The organism is Pseudomonas alkylphenolica (genome assembly GCF_000746525.1).
Taxonomy (GTDB): domain Bacteria; phylum Pseudomonadota; class Gammaproteobacteria; order Pseudomonadales; family Pseudomonadaceae; genus Aquipseudomonas; species Aquipseudomonas alkylphenolica.
Genome location: NZ_CP009048.1, coordinates 1,162,077 through 1,187,255, shown reverse-complemented (window position 1 = coordinate 1,187,255; position 25,179 = coordinate 1,162,077). Strand labels below are relative to the sequence as shown.

Below are 25,179 nucleotides of genomic sequence, written 5' to 3'. Positions count from 1 at the left end.
TTGAGCCTGACAGCATACGACGTGCTCAGCGCTTGCGAAACAGTTCCCGACTGACCAGTGGCCGTCCACCCAGGTGCACGGCCAGCGCCTGACGCATCAGGCGCTTGGCCGCACCCAAGGCACCGGGGACATTCCAGTCGGCTTCGGCCATGGCCGCCAGCTCGTCACCACGGAACAAACCGGGCTGCAGCAGGTAGACCCGCTCAAGCCCGGCGTCCACCTGCAGACGGTACAGGCCATCGACGACCAGAGGCTCGCCATTGATGTCCTGATCGAGGGCAAAGCCGTAGCCCAGTTCATCTAGCAAGCGCCACTCGAAGGCCCGCAGCAGCGGTTCCAGCGGCCGCCCGGCAGCCAACGCCTGCAGGGTTGCCGCGTAGTGCTCGAACACCACCGGATGCGGATCCTCGGCGGGCAACAGGCGAATCAGCAGTTCATTGAGGTACAGGCCACTGAACAAGGCATCGCCATTGAGCCAGGCGGCCACGCCGACACTGTCCAGGCGGCCGACCGTCTTCAGCTCGCCACGGCCACGAAACTCGACTTCAAGGGGTACGAAAGGTCGGGCCTGGCTGCCGCCCTTGCCACGCGCACGGCGTAACACCGCGCGCAGGCGCCCTTGCGGGGTGAGGAAATCCACCAGCGCACTGGTTTCACGGTAGGCCCGGCTGTGCAGCACGTAGGCCGGTTGGCCAACTGGCAGTTCCATGAGCAGCGCTTCAGAAAAGGTTCGACCCGACAGCGGACGCTGCCGGGCCTGATGCGATCAGAGGTCGCCGTAGCCCAGCGAACGCAGGGCGCGTTCGTCGTCGGACCAGCCGCCTTTGACCTTGACCCAGAGGTTGAGCATGACCTTGGCGTCGAACAGCACTTCCATGTCCTTGCGCGCCTCGGAGCCGATACGCTTGATGCGCTCGCCCTTGTCGCCAATGATGATCTTCTTCTGGCCGTCGCGCTCGACCAGGATCAGCGCATGGATGTGCAGGATCTTGCCCTGCTGCTTGAACTCTTCGATTTCCACGGTGATCTGGTATGGCAGCTCTGCACCGAGCTGACGCATGATCTTTTCGCGTACCAGCTCAGCGGCCAGGAAGCGGCTGCTGCGGTCGGTGATCTGGTCTTCCGGGAAGAAGTGATCGTTTTCCGGCAGGTGCTTGGCGATCAGGCCTTCCAGCGCTTCGAGGTTGTGCCCCTGCTGCGCGGAGATCGGCACGATCTCGGCGTTCGGCAGTTGCTCCTGCAGCCACTGCAGGTGCGGGATCAGCTCGGCCTTCTCTTCGATCCGGTCGGTCTTGTTGATCGCCAGGATCACCGGGCCCTGCACGTACTGCACGCGTTCCAGCACCAGCTGGTCTTCGTCGGTCCACTTGGTACGGTCGACCACGAAGATCACCACGTCGACGTCCTTGAGGGCGGCCGAGGCGGTCTTGTTCATGTAGCGGTTGAGCGCCTTTTCGTTGCTCTTGTGCATACCCGGGGTATCGACGTAGATCGCCTGGATATCACCCTCGGTCTTGATCCCGAGCATATTGTGGCGAGTGGTCTGCGGCTTGCGCGAGGTGATCGCCAGCTTCTGGCCGAGGATGTGGTTGAGCAGGGTCGACTTGCCGACGTTCGGGCGGCCGACAATGGCAACATAGCCGCAGCGGGTAGTATTCGTATCAGTCATTGCCATTCTCCACGCCCAGGGCGATCAGTGCTGCGGCGGCCGCGACTTGCTCGGCGATACGCCGGCTGACGCCCTGCCCTCGGCTTTTTTCAGTCAAAAGGGTCACTTCGCATTCGACGAAAAACGTCCGGCAATGGGGTTCACCTTGAATATCCACCACTTCGTAACGCGGCAGCTCGCAGGCCCGCGACTGCAAAAACTCTTGCAGACGGGTTTTCGGGTCCTTGTTGGTATCGACCAGGGTCAGGCTTTCGAACTCGCCGGTCAGCCAGGCCAGCACGCGTTCGCGGGCGGTCTGCATGTCCGAGTCGAGGTAGATTGCACCGATCAACGCCTCAAGGGCGTCAGCCAGGATCGATTCGCGGCGAAAACCACCGCTTTTCAGCTCACCGGAGCCCAGGCGCAGGTACTCACCGAGGTCGAAACCACGGGCCAGCACGGCCAGGGTCTCGCCCTTGACCAGCCGTGCGCGCAAGCGCGACAGCTGGCCTTCACGGGCCTGGGGAAAGCGCTCGAACAGCGCTTCGCCAGCGACGAAGTTAAGGATCGCATCGCCGAGAAACTCGAGGCGTTCGTTGTTGCGCCCGGCAAAACTGCGGTGCGTCAGGGCCAGCAGCATCAGCTCCTGGTTCTTGAAGGTGTATCCGAGCTGGCGCTCGAGGCGGCTCAAAGAAACGCTCACAGTGTACCCACGCGCAGTTCGTGGTCGATATTCAACGCTTTGTTCAAATCAACATCCTGAAAGACTATTTGGCTCACGCCCATCGGCGTCGGCGGTACAGGTGGATCCGCGGATCCCTCTGAACACAGCCTATGCCAGAAATGCATTCGGCGCTGTCCCAGGACAGCGCCGTTGTGGTGTTACTGGATCAGACCGACCCGCGACAGGTTCGGGAAGTGGCTGAGCTTGGGCTCTGGCCAGCTCATCCAGACCGCGAAGGCCTTGCCGACGATGTTCTGGTCCGGGACCATGCCGTGCAGCGCCTTGGGAATAGCGGGATCATCCCAGTAACGGCTGTCGTTGGAGTTGTCGCGGTTGTCGCCCATCATGAAGTAATGGCCGGCCGGGACTGTCCATTGCTGGTCAGGCGGCATGCGATAACGGCTCATTTCCTTGCGAATCAGGTGTTCGGCCTCGCCCAGTTTTTCCTTGTACAGCTCAGCGCTGCCCAAGGTACCCGGTTCGGTACCCACCAGTTGCTCGGCAATCGGCTTGCCGTTGACGAACAGCTTCTTGTCGCTGGTGTAGGCGATCTGGTCGCCCGGCAAGCCAACTACACGCTTGATGTAGTTGACGTTCGGGTCGCTTGGATAGCGAAACACCATCACGTCGCCGCGCTGCGGATCACCGACTTCGATGACCTTTTTGTCGATCACCGGCAGGCGAATGCCGTAGGAGAACTTGTTCACCAGGATGAAATCGCCCACTTCCAGGGTCGGCTTCATCGATCCCGAAGGGATCTGGAAAGGCTCGACCAGGAACGAACGCAACACCAGGACGATGAACAACACCGGGAAGAACGACTTGCCGTACTCAACCAGCAACGGCTCCTTGTTCAACTGTTCGACCACGGCCATCTCGGGCTGGCTGACGCTGCCCTGATAGTTGGCGATCGCCGCACGCCGGCGCGGCGCCAGGAACAGCAGATCGACCAGGGCCAACAGACCGCAGACGGCAACGGCGATGACTAGCAAAAGCGGGAAATTTAGCGACATAGGACCTAATTATTCCAACCTGAGCACGGCGAGGAAGGCTTCTTGTGGAATTTCCACGTTGCCAACCTGTTTCATGCGTTTCTTACCGGCCTTCTGCTTCTCCAACAGCTTGCGCTTACGGCTTACGTCACCACCGTAGCATTTGGCCAGTACGTTCTTTCTGAGCGCCTTGACAGTGGTTCGCGCCACAATCTGCCCGCCAATGGCGGCCTGGATTGCCACGTCGAACATCTGCCGAGGAATCAGTTCCTTCATCTTCTCAGTCAACGCGCGGCCCTTATAGTGCGCGTTATCGCGGTGCACGATCAGCGCCAGGGCGTCGACCTTGTCACCGTTGATCAGTACATCGAGCTTGACCAGGTTGGCCGACTGGTAGCGATCGAAATGATAGTCCAGCGAAGCATAGCCGCGGCTGGTGGACTTCAAGCGGTCGAAGAAGTCCAGTACCACTTCGTTCATCGGCAAGTCGTAGCGCACTTGCACCTGCGAACCGAGGAACTGCATGTCACGCTGTACGCCACGCTTCTCGATGCACAGGGTAATGACGTTGCCCAGGTGCTCTTGAGGCACAAGGATGGTCGCGGCGACGATCGGCTCGCGGAAGTCCTCTACCGAGGACACATCCGGCAGCTTCGACGGGTTGTCGACGTAGATGGTCTCGCCGGTCTTGAGCTTGACCTCGAAGATTACACTTGGCGCCGTGGTGATCAGGTCCAGGTCGTATTCGCGCTCCAGGCGCTCCTGGATGATTTCCATGTGCAGCATGCCGAGGAAGCCGCAACGGAAGCCGAAGCCCAGTGCGTCAGAGCTTTCCGGCAGGTACTGCAGCGACGAGTCGTTCAGGGTCAGTTTCTGCAATGCATCACGAAAATCTTCGAAATCATCGGAACTGACGGGGAAAAGACCGGCATAAACCTGTGGCTGGATACGTTTGAAACCTGGCAGCACATCGACTTCAGGGGTGCTGCTCAGGGTCAAGGTGTCACCCACCGGGGCACCATGAATGTCCTTGATGCTGGCGATGATGAAGCCTACTTCACCGGCTTTGAGGTCAGCCGTCTGGGTGTGTTTCGGGGTGAATACACCGACGCTATCGACCAGGTGAACTTTACCGGTGGACTTGACCAGGATCTTGTCGCCCTTCTTCACGCGGCCATGACGCACGCGCACCAGGGAGACAACGCCCAGGTAGTTGTCGAACCAGGAGTCGATGATCAGCGCTTGCAGAGGCGCCTCAATGTCACCGGTAGGCGCCGGGATGGTGTGCACCAGGCGCTCGAGCACCTCGTCCACGCCCATGCCGCTCTTGGCGCTGCAGGCCACCGCGTCGGTGGCATCGATGCCGATGATTTTCTCGATCTCGTCCTTGACCTTGTCCGGGTCGGCCTGGGGCAGGTCCATCTTGTTCAGCACCGGCATGACCTCAAGGCCCTGCTCGATGGCGGTGTAGCAGTTGGCGACCGACTGGGCCTCGACGCCCTGGCCGGCGTCAACCACCAGCAACGCACCCTCGCACGCCGCCAGGGAACGGCTGACTTCATAGGTGAAGTCGACGTGGCCGGGGGTGTCAATGAAGTTCAGCTGGTAGGTTTTGCCGTCCTGCGCCTTGTAATGCAGGGTGACGCTGTGGGCCTTGATGGTGATACCGCGCTCACGCTCCAGGTCCATGGAATCGAGTACCTGGGCCTCCATCTCACGCGCAGTCAGGCCACCGCACATCTGGATGAAACGGTCCGCCAGAGTCGACTTGCCATGGTCAATGTGGGCGATGATGGAGAAATTGCGGATATGACTCAAATCACTCACGGGTCAACACTCAAAAAGGCTGCGGGCCGGACGCCCACCGAAAAATAGCCGGGAATTGTACCTGAAGCTGAAAGGTTATGGGAGATTCCATATCGCCTATTCGCGGGGCAAACCCGCTCCCACCGGCTCAATGACACCCCCGTGGGAGCGGGCTTGCCCCGCGAATAGAGACAAAAAAGGGCGACCCAGGCCGCCCTCTTGTGCTCAACCCAGCTTACTCAGCCAGCTTGAAGGTGATGAAGCTGGCGCGCCCCTGACGCAGCACGCGCATCGACACCGAACGGTTCTTCGGCAGTTCCTTGGCAATTTCGGTGAACTGCTTGGCCGAAAGGATCGCCTGGTTGTTCAGGTGACTGATGACGTCACCCGGACGCAGGCCGATCAGCGCAGCCGGGCCGTCCTGGACTTCCTTGATGACCACACCGCCTTTGAGCTCCAGAGTCTTCTTCTGCTCAGCGCTCAGGTCGGCCACCGAAACACCGAGGCGATTGCTGCTGCGCTCGGCACCGCCGTTGGCATTGGCGACGATTTCAGCATCGTCGTCAGGCAGTGCACCGACGGTGACATCCAGGCTCTGGCGCTTGCCGTTGCGAATGATGTCCAGTTTGGCGGTAGCACCGTCTTTCAGGCTACCGACCAGGTGCGGCAGGTCGGCGGACATGACGATCGGCTGACCATTCATGCTCAGGATCACGTCACCCACCTGCAGGCCGCCCTTGGCTGCCGGGCCGTCTTCCAGGACCTGGGCCACCAGGGCACCGGCCGGCTTGTCCAGGCCGAAGGACTCAGCCAGGTCCTTGTTGACCTCCTGAATCACCACACCCAGCCAGCCGCGGCTGACCTTGCCGTCTTTCTTCAGTTGATTGGAGACATCCAGTGCCACATCGATCGGGATCGCGAACGACAGGCCCATGAAGCCGCCAGAGCGGGTGAAGATCTGCGAGTTGATCCCCACGACCTCACCATTCATGTTGAACAGCGGGCCACCGGAGTTACCCGGGTTGATCGCCACGTCGGTCTGGATGAACGGCACATAGGTATCGTTCGGCAGGGTACGCCCCTTGGCGCTGACGATACCTTTGGTCACCGAATGGTCGAACCCGAATGGCGAACCGATAGCCAGCACCCACTCGCCGACCTTGAGCTTTTCAGAGTCGCCCAGCTTGACGGTCGGCAAGTTCTTGCCGTCGACCTTGAGCAGTGCCACGTCGGTGCGTGGGTCGGTGCCGACCAGCTTGGCCTGCAGCTCGCTGCGATCGGACAGGCGGACGATGATTTCGTCAGCGTCAGCGACCACATGGTTGTTGGTCAGCACATAACCGTCACTGGAAATGATGAAGCCCGAACCCAGCGACTGCGCTTCACGCTGGCGGTCGCCACGCGGCGAGCGCGGCTGCTGCGGCATGTTGCGCTCGAAGAACTCGCGAAACATCGGTGGCAGGCCTTCGAGATCAGGCATCTGGCCGGTCGCATAGCGGCGATCCGGCAGTTTCTGCTTGGTACTGATGTTCACCACCGCAGGCGAAGCCTGCTCGACCAGCGTAGTGAAATCCGGCAAGGCTTCGGCCTGGGCAGCGGTGGCCACCTGCCCGAGCATGAGCACGGCGGCGAACAACGATAGGTAGGTTTTCAAGCGTGGTATTGACATACGGCTCCCGTCACATCGAGCGTGGTTAGCAGTAGGGCCCTGCAGAAGCAGGAAAGGCCAGACCCCGAAAGGACTGACCTATAGAAAAATTCTGGGATTTTTGCAAACTGCAAAGCTTGCCAATCATGTCAGTCAAGTCATCCTCGACCGTTCAGCGCTGTGCCTGCTGTTCATTTTTGCGCCTGGGCATCCTGAGACCGCATCGACAAAGCAATCCGCTCAGCGGTGCCAATCGGAATTTCGCCAACCACGGTAACCATCATTTCGCCTTTGGGCGTGGTCAAGCGTCGCGAGACTGCCACAGTAGGCCCCAGTTGCGTGCGGATATCCGCCGCCGAGCCGCTGTCCAAGGCTTCAACGAAAACCGAAAAACGCGCCAGGCCGTCATCGAACATCAACCGACTGACCGTATTCTTGCCCTGCGGGTCTTTGCCAATCGAGCTGTCGACCAGCTCAAAACCTGGCGGCAACCAGTCCGAACGCCAGCCGGTGACGGGCTGTGCAGCCCGGGCAGTGACCTGGGTTACCGGCTTGCACTGCTCGCCAGCCTGCAGATCGTCGTCACTCGGCGCATCCCGGGTATCCAGGCGGGTGAACTGGAACCGTTCGAGCAACCGCCCCTTGTCATCGAGCATCAACGACTTCAGCGGCAGGCCGGTTTCGCGATCCAGGTGCAGTTCAAAGGCATAACGATGCTGATCACGCGGGGTCAGGGTAACGATAACCGCGGCACGGTCCGCCACCCGGGATTTGCCGGCGACCCCAAGGTCGTACCAGCTCATCAATTTCAGAGGATCAAGCACTCGCGCTGTGGATTCCGGCGTGCCGCTCACACCAGACACCAAGGCCCCGCTTACGCACTGGGTATGCCCGTCGACACGCACGACTTCCTGGGCCGAGCCATCGAGTTGCAGAAGCCGCTCGCTGACCTTGCCGTCCTGGACGCGATGCCAGATATCGTGGGTGGAGAAGCTGCCGTTACGCTCGTAAACGAAAGTACCCTGATAACTCTGCTGCTGCTCGGCCTGAGCCAGCTTCTTGAGCCAGTCGCCCGCCTCCGGTGAGGAGTTGGCCGCATGGGCCGGCAGTGTCAGCCAGCCACCCAGCAACAGCGGAATGAGAGGTAGCGCGCGCATGATCCTCCTTACTTAACGGTTTTCCAGGCTGGCCGCGCGGGCATAAGGCAGAGCGCTCTCGGTACCTTTGAGGGCTGCTTCCTGAGCATGCTGGCGCAGATAGCCGGGCAGACGCTGGTCGTGCCAGCCGGATTGCCCTTGCAGCACGCCATTGGCCATCGGGCCTGGCTGTTCTGCATTCTCACTATAGCCTGCCAGCACGGCCGGGCCCTGAACTTGAGGCACAATCACGCCTTGCTGGACCGGTTGCTGGGCAGCCAGCTGGACACCACTGATATCGTCCTGGTTGTACAGGCGCACACCGGCCAGCACAGCGACAGTCACCGATGCAGCCACGGCCAGACGACCCAGGCTGCGCCATGGTCCACGGTTGACCTTGACCGGCGCGGCTTCGTCGGCCAGCGCGGCAGAGACGGCGGAGGCGATATCCAGTTGTGGCAGCACCAGTTCCTTGTGCATGGCCGCACGGGCAACCTGATAACGCGACCAGGTGGCACGGGTTTCGGCATCATCGACGGCGTTCAACACCCGACGTAATTCCAGTTCGTCCGCTTCGTTATCCATCACCGCGGACAGCGATTCCTGCAAAGCTTCACGACTCATGGCGGTTCCTCTCTTGGCTGTCGCCGCTGTCTCAGGTTTCCTGCAACAACGGCTGCAGGGCTTTGTCTATGGCCTCCCGAGCGCGGAAGATTCGAGAGCGCACGGTACCCACCGGACACTGCATGACACTCGCAATGTCCTCGTAACTCAGACCATCGAATTCACGTAAAGTTAACGCCGTACGTAAATCTTCTGGCAGTTGCTGAATGGTCCGATGGACGGTGCCTTCGATCTCATCTCGCAACAACGCACGCTCGGGGGACTCCAGATCCTTGAGGCCATGATCGCCGTCGTAAAATTCCGCATCCTCGGAACTCACATCGCTGTCCGGTGGCCGCCGACCGCGGGACACCAGATAGTTCTTTGCCGTGTTGATGGCAATGCGGTACAGCCAGGTGTAGAAAGCACTGTCTCCGCGAAAATTACCAAGCGCGCGGTAAGCCTTGATGAAAGCTTCCTGCGCCACATCCTGGGCTTCATGGGTGTCGTGTACAAAACGCACGATCAACCCGAGAATCTTGTGCTGATACTTCAGCACCAACAGATCGAACGCTCGCCTGTCGCCACGCTGCACGCGCTCGACAAGCTGCTGATCCTCTTCCTGGGTTAGCATGAACACTCCTCAGTGAACGTGAAGGAGCGTTGCGAGAAGCATCGTTCAGGCTTGCAACCATAGACTCGGGCTTTTCGCAAAAGTTCTCCCCTCCAAGCAAGTTTCCTGCGGCCCTTGGTCGGCTCGCACGAAAAACGCAGCGCGGTCACCGCCGGCTGCGTCGATAATCGGGTCTCGAATACGCCGACAGTACCCTTATTATGGGCTATTGCCAGGCGTCGCTGCGGCATTGTGGTGTGCAGGCAACCTTCTATGGATATCCACACAGCATGGAAAGTTCCCACAGCAAGCACCAGGACCCTGCATGTGCCATTGGAAATCAAGGCCTTGGGGCTGCTATAAAGGCAACCGGTCCAGATTCACGATAGTTTCACAATGCCATAAGCGCCTGACTATTGTGCCGATCCCCCCCTTCAGATACTAGTGTCCTGACATGAGCCAACAACTCCAACATGATGTCCTCGTGATCGGCAGCGGCGCCGCCGGTCTGAGCCTGGCGCTGAACCTCCCCGGCCACCTGCGCATTGCCGTGCTCAGCAAGGGAGACCTCGCCAACGGTTCGACCTACTGGGCCCAGGGCGGGGTCGCCGCAGTACTGGATGACACCGACACGGTGCAGTCCCACGTTGAGGACACCCTCAACGCCGGTGGCGGCCTGTGCCATGAAGACGCCGTGCGTTTCACCGTCGAGCACAGCCGTGAGTCGATCCAGTGGCTGATCGACCAGGGCGTGCCCTTTACCCGCGACGAACACGCCAGTGTCGACGACGGCGGTTTCGAGTTCCACCTGACCCGCGAAGGCGGCCACAGCCACCGGCGCATCATCCATGCCGCCGACGCCACCGGCGCAGCGATTTTCACCACACTGCTCGCCCAGGCCCGCCAACGCCCGAACATCGAGCTGCTGGAACAACGGGTCGCCGTTGACCTGATCACCGAGCGACGCCTGGGCCTGGAGGGCGACCGCTGTCTGGGCGCCTACGTGCTCAACCGCAATACCGGCGAAGTCGACACTTATGGTGCGCGCTTCACCGTGCTCGCCACTGGCGGCGCCGCCAAGGTCTACCTGTACACCAGCAACCCCGACGGTGCCTGCGGCGACGGTATTGCCATGGCCTGGCGCGCCGGCTGCCGGGTGGCCAACCTTGAGTTCAACCAGTTCCACCCCACCTGCCTGTACCACCCGCAAGCCAAGAGTTTCCTGATTACCGAAGCGCTACGCGGTGAAGGGGCATTGCTGCGGCTGCCCAACGGCGAGCGCTTCATGCCGCGCTTTGACCCGCGCGAAGAGCTGGCGCCGCGCGATATCGTCGCCCGCGCCATCGACCACGAGATGAAACGCCTGGGCGTGGACTGCGTGTACCTGGACATCAGCCACAAATCCGAAGACTTCATCAAGACCCACTTCCCCACCATGTATGAACGCTGCCTGACGTTTGGCATCGACATCACCCGCCAGCCGATCCCGGTGGTGCCTGCCGCTCACTACACCTGTGGTGGCGTCATGGTCGATGACAGCGGTCACACTGATGTGCCCGGCCTCTATGCGATTGGCGAAACCAGCTTCACCGGCCTGCATGGCGCCAACCGCATGGCCAGCAACTCGCTGCTCGAATGCTTCGTCTATGGCCGCGCCGCCGCCACCAACATCGAAACGCAGCTGGACCAGGTGCAAATGCCGCGCGCCCTGCCCTGCTGGGATGCCAGCCAGGTTACCGATTCGGACGAAGACGTGATCATTGCGCACAACTGGGACGAACTGCGGCGATTCATGTGGGACTACGTGGGCATCGTGCGCACCAGCAAGCGCCTGCAACGCGCCGAACACCGGGTGCGCTTGCTGCTCGACGAGATCGACGAGTTCTACAGCAACTATAAAGTGAGCAGAGACCTGATCGAGTTGAGGAACCTTGCCCAGGTGGCTGAACTGATGATCCTGTCAGCTATGGAACGCAAGGAATCTCGGGGTCTGCACTACACGCTGGACTATCCAGCGATGCTGCCAGAGGCGAAGGATACGATCCTTACACCGACCAGATGAGGCACGTTAGGAGCCCTGAGCGTAGCATGCCAAGGACCCGTTTTGTAACAGCTTTGGGCCATCTTTGTCCCACTGCTGGGGTCCTTATCACCCGCCCGCGAGGGGTCCTAATACGCCCACGAGCACCCACGCGAGGGCCTACGGGGGAGCCTGCCCGGGATGTCTTGTAATGGTGACCCTTCAAGTTTTTCTGTCAGATTCTCAAAGGAACTTCCTGACCTGCTCAAGCTGTTGTGAGTAGACGACACGCAAAGTGTCGAGGCCCAACGTGGAAGGCGAAGGTATCTGAGACCTCATACCAACGACCGGCAGGATGGCCCGACCCGTGGTTCGCTCCCATGCAATGGCACTCACAATGGATTCCTTGAGCGTCCCAACATGCACGAGCACACTTTTGGTGCTCTTTGTGAAGTTGAATCACATAGACCCGCTTAAAACGTGCCAGAGCCTTTTTGATGGTGTCTTCAAACCACGACGCTGGCGTCTCCCAGCATTTGTATTGTTCGTTCCACTCGGGCTTATGTCTCGAACTGCTACCGCGTAGCCATGTTCTGTTGTCAGCCTTGAAAGGTAGCTTGACCATAAGGGGGGCTTTCTCACGCTTATAGACGACGGGAATCTGGGTCTGCCGCCAGATACGTTTGAAGTCCGATTCCTTGGGGTCCATGCTCGCCTCCTGTTCGCGTGAATACGACCAAGATACAGCAAATTAATGGCCCTTTGCCCTGCTCTCTTCTTTACCTGTTAGCGACCAAGCATCTATTGCGATAGGTCCAAATGGAGGGCCACAGAGGCTCAGCAGGACGCACTCAAGTGCTCTTACAGACGTTCTCACGCCCAGCCGCAATTCGCATAGCAGGAGGACGTTGTAGACACAACGAAACGAGCGCTGAAACCAGTAGCTTTTACCGCTTCGTTTGTTAGTATCGAGTGGCTTCGTCTGCTTGCTGGCCCAGCCGCCTCACGGCACTGAACCAAGCTTGAAAGACGGCAGCGATCTCTCTTCCGAGGTGGCTGTGCGGGTCGTGGCCAAGATCGCCGTTCAGGCTTCAAGGTCTCCCGCAGGTTATGAGCGCTACTCAACTGCTGCATCAACAACCGTAGCTCTGTCTGTACGCCGGGGTCACCAGACGGTTAGCAGCTTTAATTTCAGGGTGGTGTTCGACGTTCGGCCGCATGGCGCGCGCTTGACCGAAGGGCCCAAAAAGGTACGATGCTTCGTAACTCCCGGACTCAGGAGGGTCAAATGCGACCATGCAAAAACGTGCCAATCCGGCGCGCGCGCTTTCACGCTTCTTAGTGACTGCGCTCAGTCTCGTCTGCTTGCTGGCCCAGCCGCCTCACGGCACTGAACCAAGCTTGAAAGACGGCAGCGATCTCTCTTCCGAGGTGGCTGTGCGGGTCGTGGCCAAGATCGCCGTTCAGGCTTCAAGGTCTCCCGCAGGTTGAAGGTCCTCTGTAGCAGTTGGGTGTGAGTTCACTGGTGACACCCGACAACCAAGGAATGGCCGTGAGCAAGAACCTGTACAAGCATATCTACCGAATGGACACGCTGTATGCGGCTTGGAGAAAGGTGCGTAGCAGCGCTGTCGCGTCTTCATCCGAGAAAATACGAAACGAAGCGAAGGATTTCGAGGCCCGCATTCCAGGGTCTCTCCGCGAAATCCAGCGGGCGCTGTCAAAGAAGGACTTCGTTTTTGCCCCACAGACCGGGGTGGCCAAGACCAAGACAAACGGCAAGAGTCGTCCAATAGTCCTCGCTCCAATCCCTAATCGCATTGTCCAGCGAGCCCTGCTCGATACGCTTCACCTGAAGGTTAAGTACGTACAGAAGGTTTTTGCTGTACCGACCAGTTACGGCGGCATTCCGAACAAGCGCGTTTCAATGGCTATCGAGGCTGCTAAGGCGTCGATGCAGGCGGGTGCTAAGTACCACATCCGATCAGATATCCCTGACTTCTTCACCAAGATCAACAAGGCCCGGGTGATCGAGCTGCTCGCGGAGCACGTCAAGTGCGTAGATACCGTCAAGCTGTTTGAGCATGCGCTCCAGACTGACCTTGGGAACCTCGACGCGCTCCGAAGGCGGGAAATTGAGAAGCTCTTCCCTATCGGCGTGCAAGGCGTTGCACAAGGTTCTCCTCTGTCTCCTCTCGTGGCGAATATTTACCTTCATGAGTTTGATTTGAAGATGAACAGCGATGGCATCACCTGCCTCCGCTACATCGATGATTTTCTCCTCCTTGGTCAGGACAGTCGCGCAGTTGACGGAGCCTTCAAAGCCGCATTGAAGGAGCTGAATGCATTGGAATTGGATGCCTACTCCCCGTTGACGGCGCCTGAGAAGGCATCGCGTGGACCGGCTGCGAAGGGGGTAGACTTCCTGGGCTGCACCATAACCCCAGGACTTGTTCAGCCATCACGCAAGAGTCGAAACAAATTCCGAGAACGTGCTCGTTCGGACCTTGAGGTCTCGATCCGAATGATGAAAGCGGGCGCTCAGGAGGGCGTAACGAGTTCCTTGGGAACGTATTCCGGGGCTCTTCAGAATTTGGATCGGGTCATCCTTGGCTGGGGAAAAGCGTTTTCGTTTTGCCACACGACAGCGCAGTGGGCACACAGCATCGATAAGGATATCTCTGAGGCGCTTGATCAGTTCGAGAGGGAGACCGCGCGACTCTTGAAAGCTGCCGACCAAGCGACGAAACGACGAATTCGTGGGGTCAGGCTCTTGGTCGAGGTCAATTCACACCAGGATGGCGAAACCATGACTTAGGCTATATAACCCAAATTGGCTGTAGTGCTTTGGACGTATCGACGATCACCCAAACCTAAATCTTCGCTATCAATGAAGGGCTGCATCTTGGAAAAAATTTCAATCGCAGACTGGCTCATTATCTTGGCAACGTTACTCAGCCCGGTCATAGCAGTTCAAGTAACGCGATACCTTGACGAGCGCAATGAGATTCGTGGTCGCAAGCTGAGCATCTTCAAAACACTGATGGCGACTCGCGCTTATACGATCTCTTGGGCACACGTCGAAGCTCTTAATCGAATCGACCTTGAGTTTGTGAAAAGCCAGAAGAAGGAAAAGGCTGTCGTCGAAGCGTGGAAGGAGTATCACGACCTTCTGAACAACGACAAACTATCTCCTGAACAATGGGCAACCAAAAGGATTGAGCTGCTGGTTGAGCTGCTCCATAAGATGGCCATTGTTCTCGACTACGATTTCGATAAGACACACATCAAGAATTCCTCTTACGCACCGCGCATTCACTCCGACACTGAAGCCCAACAAGAAGCCATTCGCAAGGGGGTAATTGATGTGTTGGCTGGCAATCGTCCACTACCAATGGTGGTGACAAACCTAAACAATCAGGATGGCTAAAAAGTTTAAGGGTCGGCCTTACGGGGGCCTCTTTAGAAATGAGCCGAGACAACAGGAGTTATCATGATCACTGACCAAGCACCAACTTAGAGATAAGCCTAAGAAAAACTTAAAGATGAATGATAAATAATTAATTAAAGGCAGTAACTATAGAGCTACTCAATGAGTAATTTTTAAAACCTTTAAGTTAAAGCCCCCCGTACAACTTGAGCAATACACGGTGGCCCCAATCCCGTGCAAGGTCTCTCTGCGGTGTCCTCCATGGACATCGACTAACGAGTGACAATATCAAGCTGCGCTCCTTCCTACTGGAGCCAGACGCTAATGATCTGCTTACCGGGGACTGTTGAGCGCTTGGCGTGCCAGCCATGAAGGGCGGTCGCACTGGTCGTCTCGGTTGTCTCTGGCCGGGTCCAAAAGGGAGCCCGATAGGAATCCAGAGAGTGGTGTCTCTGGCAATAGTGAGTTCATTTTGAGCCCTTGATTTACGTGACCTCCAGGAGATAATTCCGAAAAGGTCACCTCACTATTAGATCCATCAGTTCCTTGCGAACTCTCCGTGATACCGCTTGCGGATCGTCCGTATGCAGTAGGTCGCCGCCTTAAAGTTCTTTAGGTCCGACTCAAAGAGTTTGCCACCAGCCGTGACCGAGACACGGTAGTCACCGTTCCTCAACTTTTTAATTCCCTTCGGAAGCCCTGAGCGCTTCGGCTTACCTTTGGCATTCCAGAGATTCTCTTGAAAAGTGCAAGAGCGGAGGTTCTCGACTTTGTTATTCAAACAATCACTGTCAATGTGATCCACAACAAGCTCAGCCGGGTCGATGCCGGTATGCATGTAATAGATAACTCGATGGGTCCGGTAGAACTGGCCGTTGAACTTCATGCGGTAGTAGCCATCGCTGCCAATACTTACGACTGGCCCTGCTTTACCATTACGACCACGGCTCGCCTTAATCCGGGACAAGCCTGAGGGGCTTGCTGCGTCAATCGCGTAGGTGGCGTGGAGATCGGTCAGGGATGGCATTGCGGTGTATTTGGACATGGTGTGTCTCCTTCAGTAGTGGGTTGGTTGGGTTTTCCTCACTACTGAGGGTTTTTAAATTAGTATCAGGAATGACCAAGGCGGCACATAAAGTCACGAGAGCGCACACTCCTACGCTCTCGCGGCCAGGGCCCAGCGAGTCGATTGGATTTCACTTAGGAGCGCGCTGTCAGTAGGGGACTATCTGTAGCCTCACATCATTTTCTGGTATGAGGCTCACCACGATGACCCACGAGGGCATCCAGCTCAAAACCCATGAAAATGCGCTTTCTACCTTCTACCCTTGTTCTCTTTATTGGAAGCGTAAGCACCAACGCCTGCCGAAAGGACAATCAGGATTGTGTTTGCCCATAGAGGGATATCTGCAAATTGGTCGCCAGAGTTAATCAAGGGACCTTTATGGAAGAACAAACCTGCTGCCCCAGCAATGAACAGATAAGCCAAGCCGCTGAATACAATCCATTGGAAAAAGTTATTCCGTATCTCCTGCAAGTATCTCATGGCATTCCTTTGGATGAAGTAGATAACTGATCAAGTACGACATCATATCGCCACCACATACTCACGACCAATGCCCTGAGTAATTCCCATCATCACGCCAGACCGAAAGCCGTTGTGAGCGCCTCAGCCATACGCTCCACCTCAACCGCACTACCAGCCCCATACAAGTCATAACTGATCGACCCCGAAGCGTGCCCCAAGATGGACTCAGCGGTGCCCACAGGAATCTCAGCAGCCTTCAAGGTTCCCGCTAAGGAATGCCGTAGCGAATGGAAGGTTTGCGTCCGGTCAGCCTTCACGCCCAAGACATCACGGATCATCCCATTGAGCAGTTCGGAGAACCGCCCAGCGCCCAAGCTGAACAGGCGAGAATCAGCCGCTTGGACAAACTCAAGAAATGCCCTCAAGTCAAAGTCATAAGCGCCATCGGTCAAGGGAATGACACGAAGCGCATTCTTGGTCTTAGCTGTCTTGCCATTATTCCTGTTGATGTCGATCACCCATACGCCAGTGACCTGTTTAACATCGGCCTTCGTCAACTGTCTGAGTTCCTCGATACGGGTCCCAGTGATGACCCCAAGGGACAATGCCCAGCGTTGCCATGCGTCTACAGGGAGCGTCTTGGCGTGAGCCATGAGCGCCTTCACCTGATCCTGAGAGAACGCCTCACGAGCGCTATCAGCGCCCTTTGTTGGCTTCAGGCCCTTATCGAGGCTCTTGCTGATGTAGTCGTTATTCACTGCCCAGTCCATGACAGTCGATAGCCGGGTCAGTAGCTTCTTCACAGTCGAAGGCTTACGGTCCTCAAGTAGCTTTTCCCGAAGGTTCTTCATGTCTTCGCGCGTGTGGGACTTCAGGTCCAAGTCACCGAGAATCTCCGCGATGACCTTACAAGACGATTTCACGTCTCGCATGGTGTTGGCCTCAACGTGGTCCTTGCGTTCCTCTATGTACAACGCAGAAAGGGCCTTAAAGGTCAGCCCTTCGGACGGTAATACAGATAGGGACGGAGAAAGGGTCACTGGCGTGCCACAATTTTCACCCTTGAGGTCCCTTACGATCTCGACCAGCTTCCCCGGTCTGCCCTCCAAGCGCTCCTGAGCAGCCTCAAGGATCTCCAAGGCCTTACTGATCGCCCGTTGCTGATTGACGCTCAAAGGGAGCTTGGCGCTGGCCTCACGAAGGGCAACATGCTGTTCATCATGGATCATCTCGTAGGCGACCAATGAGCCATCCCCGTGGGCCATCGTCAGGCAACTCTCAGCGATGTCTATCAGGCGCTCACGAAGTTCTTCCCAAGTGGCCTCAGGGTTGTCGAAGTGGAAGGCCTTGAGGGTCTGGAGGATTTCTTGGGAGATGGTCATTGCGGTGGCCTTGTCGGTGGTCCTGAGCGATAGCGTAAAGAAGCCCGTAGTGGTGCCTTGAGGGCGAAGGCGAAGGTAATAGCGACCAGATCGGCGATAGTGGTACGGCTTGGCGAGGCGAGTTTGTAACAGGTTTGTCCCAGTTTGGGAGCGTGGATTGATGATCATCGGCTGAAACCCCTGTATCCATTGGGTTTAGCCTCATCGCGTCGAGTTCTACAGCAACTACAAGGTCAGCCGCGACCTGATCGAACTGCGCAACCTGGCCCAGGTGGCCGAGCTGATGATCCGCTGCGCCATGCAGCGCAAGGAAAGCCGGGGCCTGCACTACACCCTGGACTACCCGGGCATGCTTGCCGAAGCCCACGACACTATTCTGCAGCCGCCCACCTACGCCGACTGAACTTCAGGCGCACGCGCAGGCGCCGGTGCTGCACCGGTTCCAGCGCGTCATGGGCGATACACAAACCTTCACTCCAGTAGCGCCCCGGCCTGCGGTAACGCAGCACGATCAGGCCCGGCAATGCCAGGCTGTCCGGGCGTAACTGCACCGGCTGCCAACCCTGGGCATGACTGAACAGCTGCCAGCCTTCACGATCACGACGCAAACCGCTGACAGCCCGGGGATGGCTGAGCAGGATGCGCCGGGGAATCATCCAGCCCGCATGCAGCAGGCACAAGATCACGCCAGACAGCCGCAACCACCAGGGAAGCTGCAGCAGGCTCAGCGCCAGCAAGGCCAGCAGCAAGCTGAGCAGATAGGCCACCAGCAGGCTTTTCGAGCCCTGCCAGCGGCACTCGAACCGCTCACTTGGGCTGGACACGATCCAGAATGATGCGAACCATACGCTGCAGCTCCGGGTCTTCGGACTCGCTGCGTTCCATGAACCAGCCGAACATGTCCTGGTCTTCGCAGCTCAGCAGGCGCTTGTACAGCTCGCGATCGGCCTCGCTCAGGGTTGGGTAGACCTCCGCGCTGAACGGGACCAGCAGTACATCGAGCTCAAGCATGCCACGGCGGCTGTGCCAAAAGAGCCGATTGAGTTCAGTTTGTTCGACCATGGAGCCCTCCTTAAATAGGCCGCCAGTATACAGAGCCAGCGCCCGGGGGACACGAGACGTTGGTCCGGACATGTGAGCAAATAATGACAGAGGGACGCGCTCAACTACCTATTTTGCCAACGGCGCTCTATCATGGCCCTCAGTCTTACTACCCTGCGATATCCCATGGCCGATTCCGCTTTTTTCTGCACCCTATCCCACGAAGGCGTCCTCGCCGTCCGCGGCTCGGACGCCGGCAAGTTCCTGCAAGGCCAACTGACCTGCAACATCAACTACCTGAACGACAGCACCAGCAGCCTCGGCGCGCGCTGCATGGTCAAGGGCCGCATGCAGTCGAGCTTTCGCATCCTGCCTGAGGGCGATGGCTTTCTCCTGGCCATGACCCGCGAGTTGCTCGAAGCGCAACTGGCCGATCTGAAGAAATACGCGGTGTTCTCCAAGGCCAAGCTGACTGATGACAGCGCTGCCTGGGTCCGCTTTGGCTTGCAAGCAGGTGACGCAGCGCTGCAGGCGCTGGACCTTGAGGTGCCAGGCGAGATTGACGCTGTAACGCGCCACGACGGGCTGATTGCCGTTGCCGTCTCGCCCGGTCGCATCGAACTGTGGGTGCCCGCCGAACAGGCAGAGCGTGTGCAGGCGCAGTTAGCCGCGAAGCTGCCCAAAGCCGAGCTTAACGACTGGCTGCTCGGGCAAATCCGCGCTGGCATCGGTCAGGTCATGGCCCAGACCCGTGAGCTGTTCATCCCGCAGATGATCAACCTGCAGGCCGTCGGTGGCGTCAGCTTCAAGAAAGGCTGCTACACCGGCCAGGAGATCGTCGCCCGCATGCAGTACCTGGGCAAGCTCAAGCGCCGCCAGTACCGCGTGGCCCTGGCGAGCGAAACCCTGCCCGAGCCGGGTACCGAGATCTTCTCGCCGACCCATGGCTCGTCGGTGGGTGAAGTGGTGCTGGCGGCCCGCAGCGCAACCGGCAGCGAACTGCTGGCAGTACTGACCGCCGATGCCGTGGAAGACAACAACCTGCACCTGGGAAGCCTCGACGGCCCGCGCCTGGAACTGCTGTCGCTGCCTTATGAACTGGACCGCGACCGCGAAATCCAGCGCTGAGCCAGCCCTGCCCCGGCATATCGAACGCCGGGGCCCTTTTGAATTGCTGTAGAGAACCGCGATGAACAAGCTGGCCGAGATGGTCCAGGCCCAGTTACTGGCCGCCATCAAAAATGATGACCTGGTGCTGCCGACCCTGCCGGAGGTCGCCTTGAGCATTCGCGAGGCCGCTGAAGACACCGAGATCAGCGTCAGCGCCCTGAGCAAGGTCATCGGCCGCGACGCCGCCCTGTCGGCACGCCTGATCAAGGTGGTGAACAGCCCGTTGCTGCGTGCCACGGTCGAGGTCACCGACCTGCAGACCGCGATCACCCGCCTTGGCATCAACTACAGCTGCAACCTGGCCGTCGGCCTGGTGATCGAGCAGATCTTCCACGCCCGCTCCGAGGTAGTGGAAAAGAAAATGCGCGAAATCTGGGCAACCAGCCTGGAAGTAGCCGGCATCAGCTACGAACTTTGCTTGCGCTACACCCAGCTCAAGCCTGATCAGGCCGCCCTCGCTGGCCTGGTTCACCAGATTGGTGTGTTGCCGATCCTGATCTATGCCGAGGAGCACAACGAGCTGCTTTCCGATCCGGTGTGCCTGAACTATGTGATCGACCAGATCCATCCGGTACTGGGTGACAAGATCCTCAGCAGTTGGGAATTTCCCGAGCAGTTGGTCAAGCTGCCTGGACAGGTTCTGGATCTGGACCGCGGCAGCGACCGGGTCGATTACGTCGACATCGTTCAGATCGCCCGGGCCCTGAGCCCGGCCATCGGCAAGTCGCGGCCCTTGGCGGCGCTGCCCGCCTATCGCCACCTGGGACTGCCGACCGGTACCGAACTGGTGGCCAGCGATCTGCTCTATGCCCGCTCAATGTTCCGTTAATCGACGGTAAAACTGACCCGCACTTTCAGGCCGCCACCCTCTCCGTCGTGAAGACTGATCTGCGCCAGATGGGCGCGGCAGATCTCGCCGACGATCGCCAGGCCCAGGCCGGTGCCTTGCGCACTACGTCGATAGAAACGCTCGAACACCCGTTCACGCTCGTTTTCAGGAATCCCCGGGCCATCGTCTTCGACTTCCAGCACCCCCGGCGCGTAGACCCGCAAGATCACATTGCCGCCTTCGGGGGTATGGGCCAAGGCGTTGTCCACCAGGTTACTGAGCAGCTCGTTGAGCAACGTCGGTTCGCCACGCACATGCACAGGTGCTTCGGCCTCCAGCGCCAGCGCCACTCCGCGGGCATAGGCCAGCGGCGCCATGGCCATGCCCAGTTCACGCGCCAGCTGGCTGAGGTCAAGCAACTGCGCGCCGCCTTCGGCAATGGCCCGCGCACCGTTTTCCACCCGTGCCAGGGAGAGCAGCTGGTTGGCCAGGTGGGTCAGGCGGTCGGTACCCTGGGCCGCTGATTCCAGGGTCTCGCGCCAGACCTGGGGTTCATTCGAGCGCAAGCCCAGTTCGACCCTGGCCTTGAGCGCCGCCAGCGGTGTGCGCAGTTCATGGGCGGCCTCGGCGATGAACTGCGCCTGGCGCTCGAACTGGCCGCGCAGGCGTTCGGTGAAATGGTTCAAGGCGCGTACCAGCGGGCTTAATTCACGCTGTACTTCGACCAGCGGCAACGCGCGCAGGTCGTCGGGTTGACGCTCTTCCACCGCACTGCGCAGGCGCTCCAGCGGCCGCAGCGCAGCACTGACCGCAAACCACACCAGCATCAACGCGCCGAGCGCCAGCATACCCAGACGCAACAGGGTATCGGCCATCAGGCTGCGGGCCATGCGCACCCGCGCCTCTTCGGTTTCGGCCACACGGATCTCGGCCATGCCGTTCATGTTCGGTTCGGTAACGGCCTTGAGCAAGCTCACTACACGCACGTCCTGCCCCAGGTAGCGCGCGTTGTAGAAGCGCGCCAGGGCCGGGTAATCATCGGTGCGCGGCGTACCCGGTGGTGGTGCGGGGAGGTTTTCGTAACCGGAAATCAGGCGCTGATGAATGTCATTGACCTGGTAGTAGATACGTCCGGCGCTGTCGTAGGCAAAGGTATCCAGGGCCACATAGGGCACGTCGGCGCTGAGGGTGCCGTCACGCTGGGACAAGCCCGCGGCAATGGTTCGCGCGGAAGCCAGCAGGGTGCGGTCGTAGGCGGTGTCGGCCGCTTCGCGACCATTCCAGTAGGCACTCAGACCGCTGGCCAGCATCAGCACCACCAGCAGCAAGGCCAGGTTCCACAGCAGCCGCCCGCGCAGGCTGACGCTGTCACGCATCGCGATGCTCGAGCAGGTAGCCGAGCCCCCTGAAGGTAACGATGGCCACGGCATGGCCATCGAGCTTCTTGCGCAGGCGATGGATATAGATTTCGATGGCATCGGCGCTGGCTTCTTCATCCAGACCGAAGACCTGGGCGGCCAGTTGCTCCTTGCTCATCACCCGCCCCGGACGGGCGATCAGCGCTTCAAGCACGGCCTGCTCACGGGAGGTCAGGGTCAGCAATTCGTCACCGAGGGTGAAACGCCGGGTATCGAGGTCGTACACCAGCGGACCACAGCGCTGTTGCCGCTCACCGCCAAGCACGCTGCGGCGCAACAGGGCCTTGACCCGTGCCTCAAGCTCGGTCAGTTCGAACGGCTTGGCCAGGTAGTCATCGGCCCCCAGGTTCAGGCCGTGAACCCGGTCCTTGACGTCACTGCGCGCGGTCAGCATCAGCACCGGCACGGTTTTGCCACGGGCGCGCAGGCGCGCCAGTACTTCGAAGCCGTCCATGCGCGGCAGGCCGACATCGAGCACCGCCACGGCATATTCCTCACTGGCCAGGGCCAGGTCGGCGGCCACGCCATCGTGCAGCACATCCACGGTCAGGCCGGTACTTTTCAGGGCCTGGGCCACGCTTTCGGCCAGCTGCAGATGGTCTTCGACGAGCAGCACACGCATCGTTTTCTCCCCGTTCGCGTCGCGGTCAATGGCGCGGAGTGTACAGCCGACAGCGCACCTGTGGAGCCTTCGCAACAATGAAAAACAGTTGAAAGGTTAGCGAAAGGTTCAGCCCCTAGCATCCCCTCACGGCTCACTCTGCTTGCCGTATAACCGAACATTGACGTTCGAATTAATAAGAACAAAAACGGAGTCACTTCACCATGCTGTCCATGCAGCCACAGGCGCACGCGCCTATTCGCCGTTTACCTTCTCGCCAGTCCGCAGTTGCCAGCGCCCTCGCCCTTGCCGGCGTCGCACCGCTGAGCCAGGCCGCCTTCTTCGATGACAGCAAGGCGATCTTCGAAACCCGCAACATGTACTTCAACCGCGACTTTCGCGATGGCACCAGCGCCCAGCAGTCCAAGCGTGACGAGTGGGCCCAGGGGTTCATGCTCAACTTCGAGTCCGGCTATACCGACGGTACCGTGGGTTTTGGTCTCGATGCCCTGGGGATGCTCGGCATCAAGCTCGACTCCAGCCCTGATCGTACCGGCAGCGGCCTGCTGCCTACCCACGATGATGGCCGCGCCGCCGACGAGTATTCCAAGCTCGGCCTGACCGGCAAGGTAAAGATCTCGGCCACCGAACTGAAAGTCGGCACGCTGATGCCGGAACTGCCGACCCTGCAGCCCAACGACGGTCGCATCCTGCCGCAGACCTTTGAAGGCGGCCTGCTGACGTCCGGCGAAATCAAGAACCTGACGTTCACCGGCGGACGCCTGGAAAAAGCCAAGGATCGCGACAGTACCGACAACCAGGACATCGCCCTCAACAACAAGAACAGCCGCTTTCTCGGCACCGTGGCCGGCAACCATTTCGACATGGCTGGCCTGGACTACAAGTTCACCGACAGGATCACCGGCAGCTACCACTGGGCGCAGCTCGATGATGTCTATCGCCAGCACTTTGTCGGCATGCTCGCCACCCAGCCCTGGGGTCCCGGTACCTTCGGCGCCGACCTGCGCATGGCACTCAGCGACGACCAGGGCCAGGCCCGTGGCGGCAACATCGACAACACCGCCCTCAACGGCATGCTCAGCTACGCCATCATCGGCCACAAGTTCAGTGCCGGTTACCAGCACCTGTCGGGCGACACCGCCTTTCCTTACGTCGACGGTGCCGACCCGTACCTGGTCAACTTCGTGCAGATCAACGACTTCGCCGGTGCCGACGAGCGCTCCTGGCAGGCCCGCTACGACTATGACTTCGCCAAACTGGGAGTTCCCGGCCTGACCTTCATGACCCGTTACATCAGCGGCGATAATGTCAGCCTGGCCGATGGCGGTGAAGGCAAGGAGTGGGAACGCAATACCGAGTTCAAATATGTGGTGCAAAGTGGCGCCCTGAAAAACGTCGCCGTGCGCCTGCGCAACGCCACCTTCCGTTCGAACTTCGCCCGCGATGCGGACGAGGTGCGGCTGCTGGTGAGTTACAGCCTTGCATTGTGGTAATCCCCGATAACAATAATGCTCACGGAGATAGACGATGACCTTTTCACTGCGTCGCATTGCCCTCGCCACTGCCTGTCTGATGCTTGCCGGCCAAGCCATGGCTGGCGAACCCAAACGTCCTGAATGCATCGCCCCCGCCTCCCCCGGCGGCGGCTTCGACCTGACCTGCAAACTGGTGCAAAGCGCCCTGGTCAACGAGAAGATCCTTACCAAACCCATGCGCGTGACCTATATGCCTGGCGGTGTCGGCGCGGTTGCCTACAACGCCGTGGTTGCCCAGCGCCCGGCCGATGCCGGGACCCTGGTAGCCTGGTCCAGCGGCTCGCTGCTCAACCTCGCCCAGGGCAAGTTCGGCCGCTTCGACGAGAACGCCGTGCGCTGGCTGGCAGCCGTTGGCACCAGCTATGGTGCCATCGCAGTGAAAAACGACTCGCCCTACAAGACCCTCGACGACCTGGTTGCCGCGCTGAAGAAAGACCCGAGCAAAGTAGTCATCGGCTCCGGCGGCACCGTCGGCAGCCAGGACTGGATGCAAACTGCACTGATCGCCAAGGCCGCCGGCATCGACCCGCGCGACCTGCGCTATGTCGCCCTTGAAGGCGGAGGTGAAATCGCCACGGCACTGCTCGGTGGGCATATCCAGGTAGGCAGTACCGACATCTCCGACTCCATGCCACACATCCAGAGCGGTGACATGCGCCTGCTGGCGGTGTTTGCCGAAAAGCGCCTGGACGAGCCGAAAATGAAAGATATTCCGACCGCCAAGGAACAGGGTTACGACATCGTCTGGCCGGTGGTGCGCGGTTTCTATCTGGGACCGAAGGTAACGGATGAAGAGTACGACTGGTGGAAGACCTCGTTCGACAAGCTGCTGACCTCGGAAGAGTTCGCCAAGCTGCGTGACCAGCGCGAACTGTTCCCCTTTGCCATGACCGGTGCGGAGTTGGACACCTACGTGAAGAAACAGGTGGCTGATTACAAAGCCCTGGCCAAGGAATTCGGGCTGATTCAGTAATCTCCCAACCTTTCTAGAAGCATCGCGGGGCAAGCCCGCTCCTACACAGTTCCCTCTGTGG

General features: G+C 59.3%; 24 protein-coding genes and 1 pseudogene. 10 read left to right on the top strand and 15 right to left on the bottom strand.

Annotation, left to right across the window (positions count from 1 at the left end; translation table 11 throughout):
• Nucleotides 1-25: 25 nt before the first annotated feature.
• The 9 genes from recO to rpoE all read right to left on the bottom strand — a co-directional run bounded on the left by recO (nucleotide 26) and on the right by rpoE (nucleotide 9,191).
• A complete protein-coding gene (recO, locus tag PSAKL28_RS05550) occupies nucleotides 26-709 on the bottom strand; it encodes a DNA repair protein RecO (RefSeq protein WP_038607648.1) in 684 nt (227 codons plus the stop codon).
• Between the two features lie 57 nt (nucleotides 710-766).
• Complete coding sequence (gene era, locus PSAKL28_RS05545) at nucleotides 767-1,669, bottom strand: GTPase Era (protein WP_038607646.1); 903 nt, start codon at nucleotides 1,667-1,669, stop codon at nucleotides 767-769.
• Nucleotides 1,662-2,351, bottom strand: coding sequence for a ribonuclease III (rnc, locus tag PSAKL28_RS05540; protein WP_028943430.1), 690 nt, complete (start codon nucleotides 2,349-2,351; stop codon nucleotides 1,662-1,664). The genes era and rnc overlap by 8 nt, the downstream gene beginning before the upstream one ends.
• Before the next feature lie 179 nt (nucleotides 2,352-2,530).
• Nucleotides 2,531-3,385 (bottom strand): signal peptidase I, encoded by an 855-nt coding sequence (gene lepB / locus PSAKL28_RS05535; RefSeq protein WP_038607643.1) that lies wholly within the window; start codon nucleotides 3,383-3,385, stop codon nucleotides 2,531-2,533.
• Between the two features lie 9 nt (nucleotides 3,386-3,394).
• The gene (gene lepA / locus PSAKL28_RS05530) at nucleotides 3,395-5,191 is read right to left on the bottom strand and encodes a translation elongation factor 4 (protein ID WP_038607640.1); all 1,797 of its coding nucleotides are present in this window, start codon (nucleotides 5,189-5,191) and stop codon (nucleotides 3,395-3,397) included.
• A gap of 214 nt (nucleotides 5,192-5,405) precedes the next feature.
• On the bottom strand, nucleotides 5,406-6,788 hold the full coding sequence (locus PSAKL28_RS05525) for a DegQ family serine endoprotease (RefSeq protein ID WP_371261990.1): 1,383 nt from the start codon (nucleotides 6,786-6,788) through the stop codon (nucleotides 5,406-5,408).
• Nucleotides 6,789-7,009: 221 nt separating this feature from the next.
• Nucleotides 7,010-7,975 carry a MucB/RseB C-terminal domain-containing protein gene (locus PSAKL28_RS05520; RefSeq protein ID WP_038607634.1) on the bottom strand — a complete coding sequence of 322 codons (966 nt, stop codon included), beginning with the start codon at nucleotides 7,973-7,975 and terminating at the stop codon, nucleotides 7,010-7,012.
• Between the two features lie 12 nt (nucleotides 7,976-7,987).
• On the bottom strand, nucleotides 7,988-8,578 hold the full coding sequence (locus PSAKL28_RS05515; RefSeq protein WP_038607631.1) for a sigma-E factor negative regulatory protein: 591 nt from the start codon (nucleotides 8,576-8,578) through the stop codon (nucleotides 7,988-7,990).
• 31 nt (nucleotides 8,579-8,609) lie between these two features.
• A complete protein-coding gene (gene rpoE / locus PSAKL28_RS05510) occupies nucleotides 8,610-9,191 on the bottom strand; it encodes an RNA polymerase sigma factor RpoE/AlgU (RefSeq protein ID WP_010220971.1) in 582 nt (193 codons plus the stop codon).
• 433 nt (nucleotides 9,192-9,624) lie between these two features.
• On the opposite strand from rpoE, the gene nadB reads away from it, so the two are divergent.
• From nadB to PSAKL28_RS05490, 4 genes are all read left to right on the top strand, one after another.
• On the top strand, nucleotides 9,625-11,232 hold the full coding sequence (gene nadB / locus PSAKL28_RS05505; RefSeq protein ID WP_038607626.1) for an L-aspartate oxidase: 1,608 nt from the start codon (nucleotides 9,625-9,627) through the stop codon (nucleotides 11,230-11,232).
• Between the two features lie 1,254 nt (nucleotides 11,233-12,486).
• Nucleotides 12,487-12,681, top strand: a complete 195-nt coding sequence (locus PSAKL28_RS27590) for a hypothetical protein (RefSeq protein ID WP_157687002.1) — start codon at nucleotides 12,487-12,489, stop codon at nucleotides 12,679-12,681.
• A 61-nt stretch (nucleotides 12,682-12,742) separates the two neighbouring features.
• Complete coding sequence (locus tag PSAKL28_RS05495; protein WP_038607621.1) at nucleotides 12,743-14,008, top strand: reverse transcriptase/maturase family protein; 1,266 nt, start codon at nucleotides 12,743-12,745, stop codon at nucleotides 14,006-14,008.
• An 87-nt stretch (nucleotides 14,009-14,095) separates the two neighbouring features.
• Entirely contained in the window at nucleotides 14,096-14,620 is a 525-nt protein-coding gene (locus PSAKL28_RS05490) for a DUF6680 family protein (RefSeq protein ID WP_157687001.1), read from the top strand.
• A 538-nt stretch (nucleotides 14,621-15,158) separates the two neighbouring features.
• Here the strand turns inward: PSAKL28_RS05490 and PSAKL28_RS05485 are convergent.
• Entirely contained in the window at nucleotides 15,159-15,665 is a 507-nt protein-coding gene (locus tag PSAKL28_RS05485) for an HNH endonuclease (protein ID WP_038607618.1), read from the bottom strand.
• 399 nt (nucleotides 15,666-16,064) lie between these two features.
• On the opposite strand from PSAKL28_RS05485, the gene PSAKL28_RS28070 reads away from it, so the two are divergent.
• Nucleotides 16,065-16,196, top strand: a complete 132-nt coding sequence (locus tag PSAKL28_RS28070; protein WP_257011856.1) for a hypothetical protein — start codon at nucleotides 16,065-16,067, stop codon at nucleotides 16,194-16,196.
• 62 nt (nucleotides 16,197-16,258) lie between these two features.
• Here PSAKL28_RS28070 and PSAKL28_RS05475 read toward each other — a convergent pair whose 3' ends face one another.
• Complete coding sequence (locus PSAKL28_RS05475; RefSeq protein WP_038607612.1) at nucleotides 16,259-17,698, bottom strand: tyrosine-type recombinase/integrase; 1,440 nt, start codon at nucleotides 17,696-17,698, stop codon at nucleotides 16,259-16,261.
• A gap of 43 nt (nucleotides 17,699-17,741) precedes the next feature.
• Between PSAKL28_RS05475 and PSAKL28_RS26705 the strand changes: the two are divergent.
• Nucleotides 17,742-17,933: pseudogene (locus PSAKL28_RS26705) on the top strand (L-aspartate oxidase); the annotation flags it as partial.
• Here the strand turns inward: PSAKL28_RS26705 and PSAKL28_RS05470 are convergent.
• The gene (locus PSAKL28_RS05470) at nucleotides 17,902-18,354 is read right to left on the bottom strand and encodes a protein YgfX (RefSeq protein WP_038607609.1); all 453 of its coding nucleotides are present in this window, start codon (nucleotides 18,352-18,354) and stop codon (nucleotides 17,902-17,904) included. The pseudogene PSAKL28_RS26705 and the gene PSAKL28_RS05470 sit on opposite strands and share 32 nt — an antisense overlap.
• A complete protein-coding gene (locus tag PSAKL28_RS05465) occupies nucleotides 18,338-18,592 on the bottom strand; it encodes an FAD assembly factor SdhE (protein WP_038607607.1) in 255 nt (84 codons plus the stop codon). Before PSAKL28_RS05465 ends, PSAKL28_RS05470 begins: the two co-directional genes overlap by 17 nt.
• Before the next feature lie 165 nt (nucleotides 18,593-18,757).
• Here PSAKL28_RS05465 and ygfZ point away from each other — a divergent pair, with 165 nt between their 5' ends.
• Both ygfZ and PSAKL28_RS05455 read left to right on the top strand, forming a co-directional pair.
• On the top strand, nucleotides 18,758-19,699 hold the full coding sequence (ygfZ, locus tag PSAKL28_RS05460) for a CAF17-like 4Fe-4S cluster assembly/insertion protein YgfZ (protein WP_038607605.1): 942 nt from the start codon (nucleotides 18,758-18,760) through the stop codon (nucleotides 19,697-19,699).
• A 61-nt stretch (nucleotides 19,700-19,760) separates the two neighbouring features.
• Nucleotides 19,761-20,570: an HDOD domain-containing protein gene (locus PSAKL28_RS05455; RefSeq protein WP_038607602.1), complete on the top strand. Its 810-nt coding sequence runs from the start codon at nucleotides 19,761-19,763 to the stop codon at nucleotides 20,568-20,570.
• Here PSAKL28_RS05455 and tctE read toward each other — a convergent pair.
• Both tctE and tctD read right to left on the bottom strand, forming a co-directional pair.
• A complete protein-coding gene (gene tctE, locus PSAKL28_RS05450; RefSeq protein WP_038607600.1) occupies nucleotides 20,567-21,946 on the bottom strand; it encodes a two-component system sensor histidine kinase TctE in 1,380 nt (459 codons plus the stop codon). The genes PSAKL28_RS05455 and tctE overlap by 4 nt on opposite strands.
• A complete protein-coding gene (tctD, locus tag PSAKL28_RS05445) occupies nucleotides 21,939-22,610 on the bottom strand; it encodes a two-component system response regulator TctD (protein ID WP_038607596.1) in 672 nt (223 codons plus the stop codon). Before tctD ends, tctE begins: the two co-directional genes overlap by 8 nt.
• 203 nt (nucleotides 22,611-22,813) lie before the next feature.
• Here tctD and PSAKL28_RS05440 point away from each other — a divergent pair, with 203 nt between their 5' ends.
• Both PSAKL28_RS05440 and PSAKL28_RS05435 read left to right on the top strand, forming a co-directional pair.
• Entirely contained in the window at nucleotides 22,814-24,103 is a 1,290-nt protein-coding gene (locus PSAKL28_RS05440; RefSeq protein WP_038607593.1) for an OprD family porin, read from the top strand.
• A gap of 34 nt (nucleotides 24,104-24,137) precedes the next feature.
• Nucleotides 24,138-25,118 (top strand): Bug family tripartite tricarboxylate transporter substrate binding protein, encoded by a 981-nt coding sequence (locus tag PSAKL28_RS05435; RefSeq protein ID WP_038607590.1) that lies wholly within the window; start codon nucleotides 24,138-24,140, stop codon nucleotides 25,116-25,118.
• Nucleotides 25,119-25,179 lie beyond the last annotated feature (61 nt).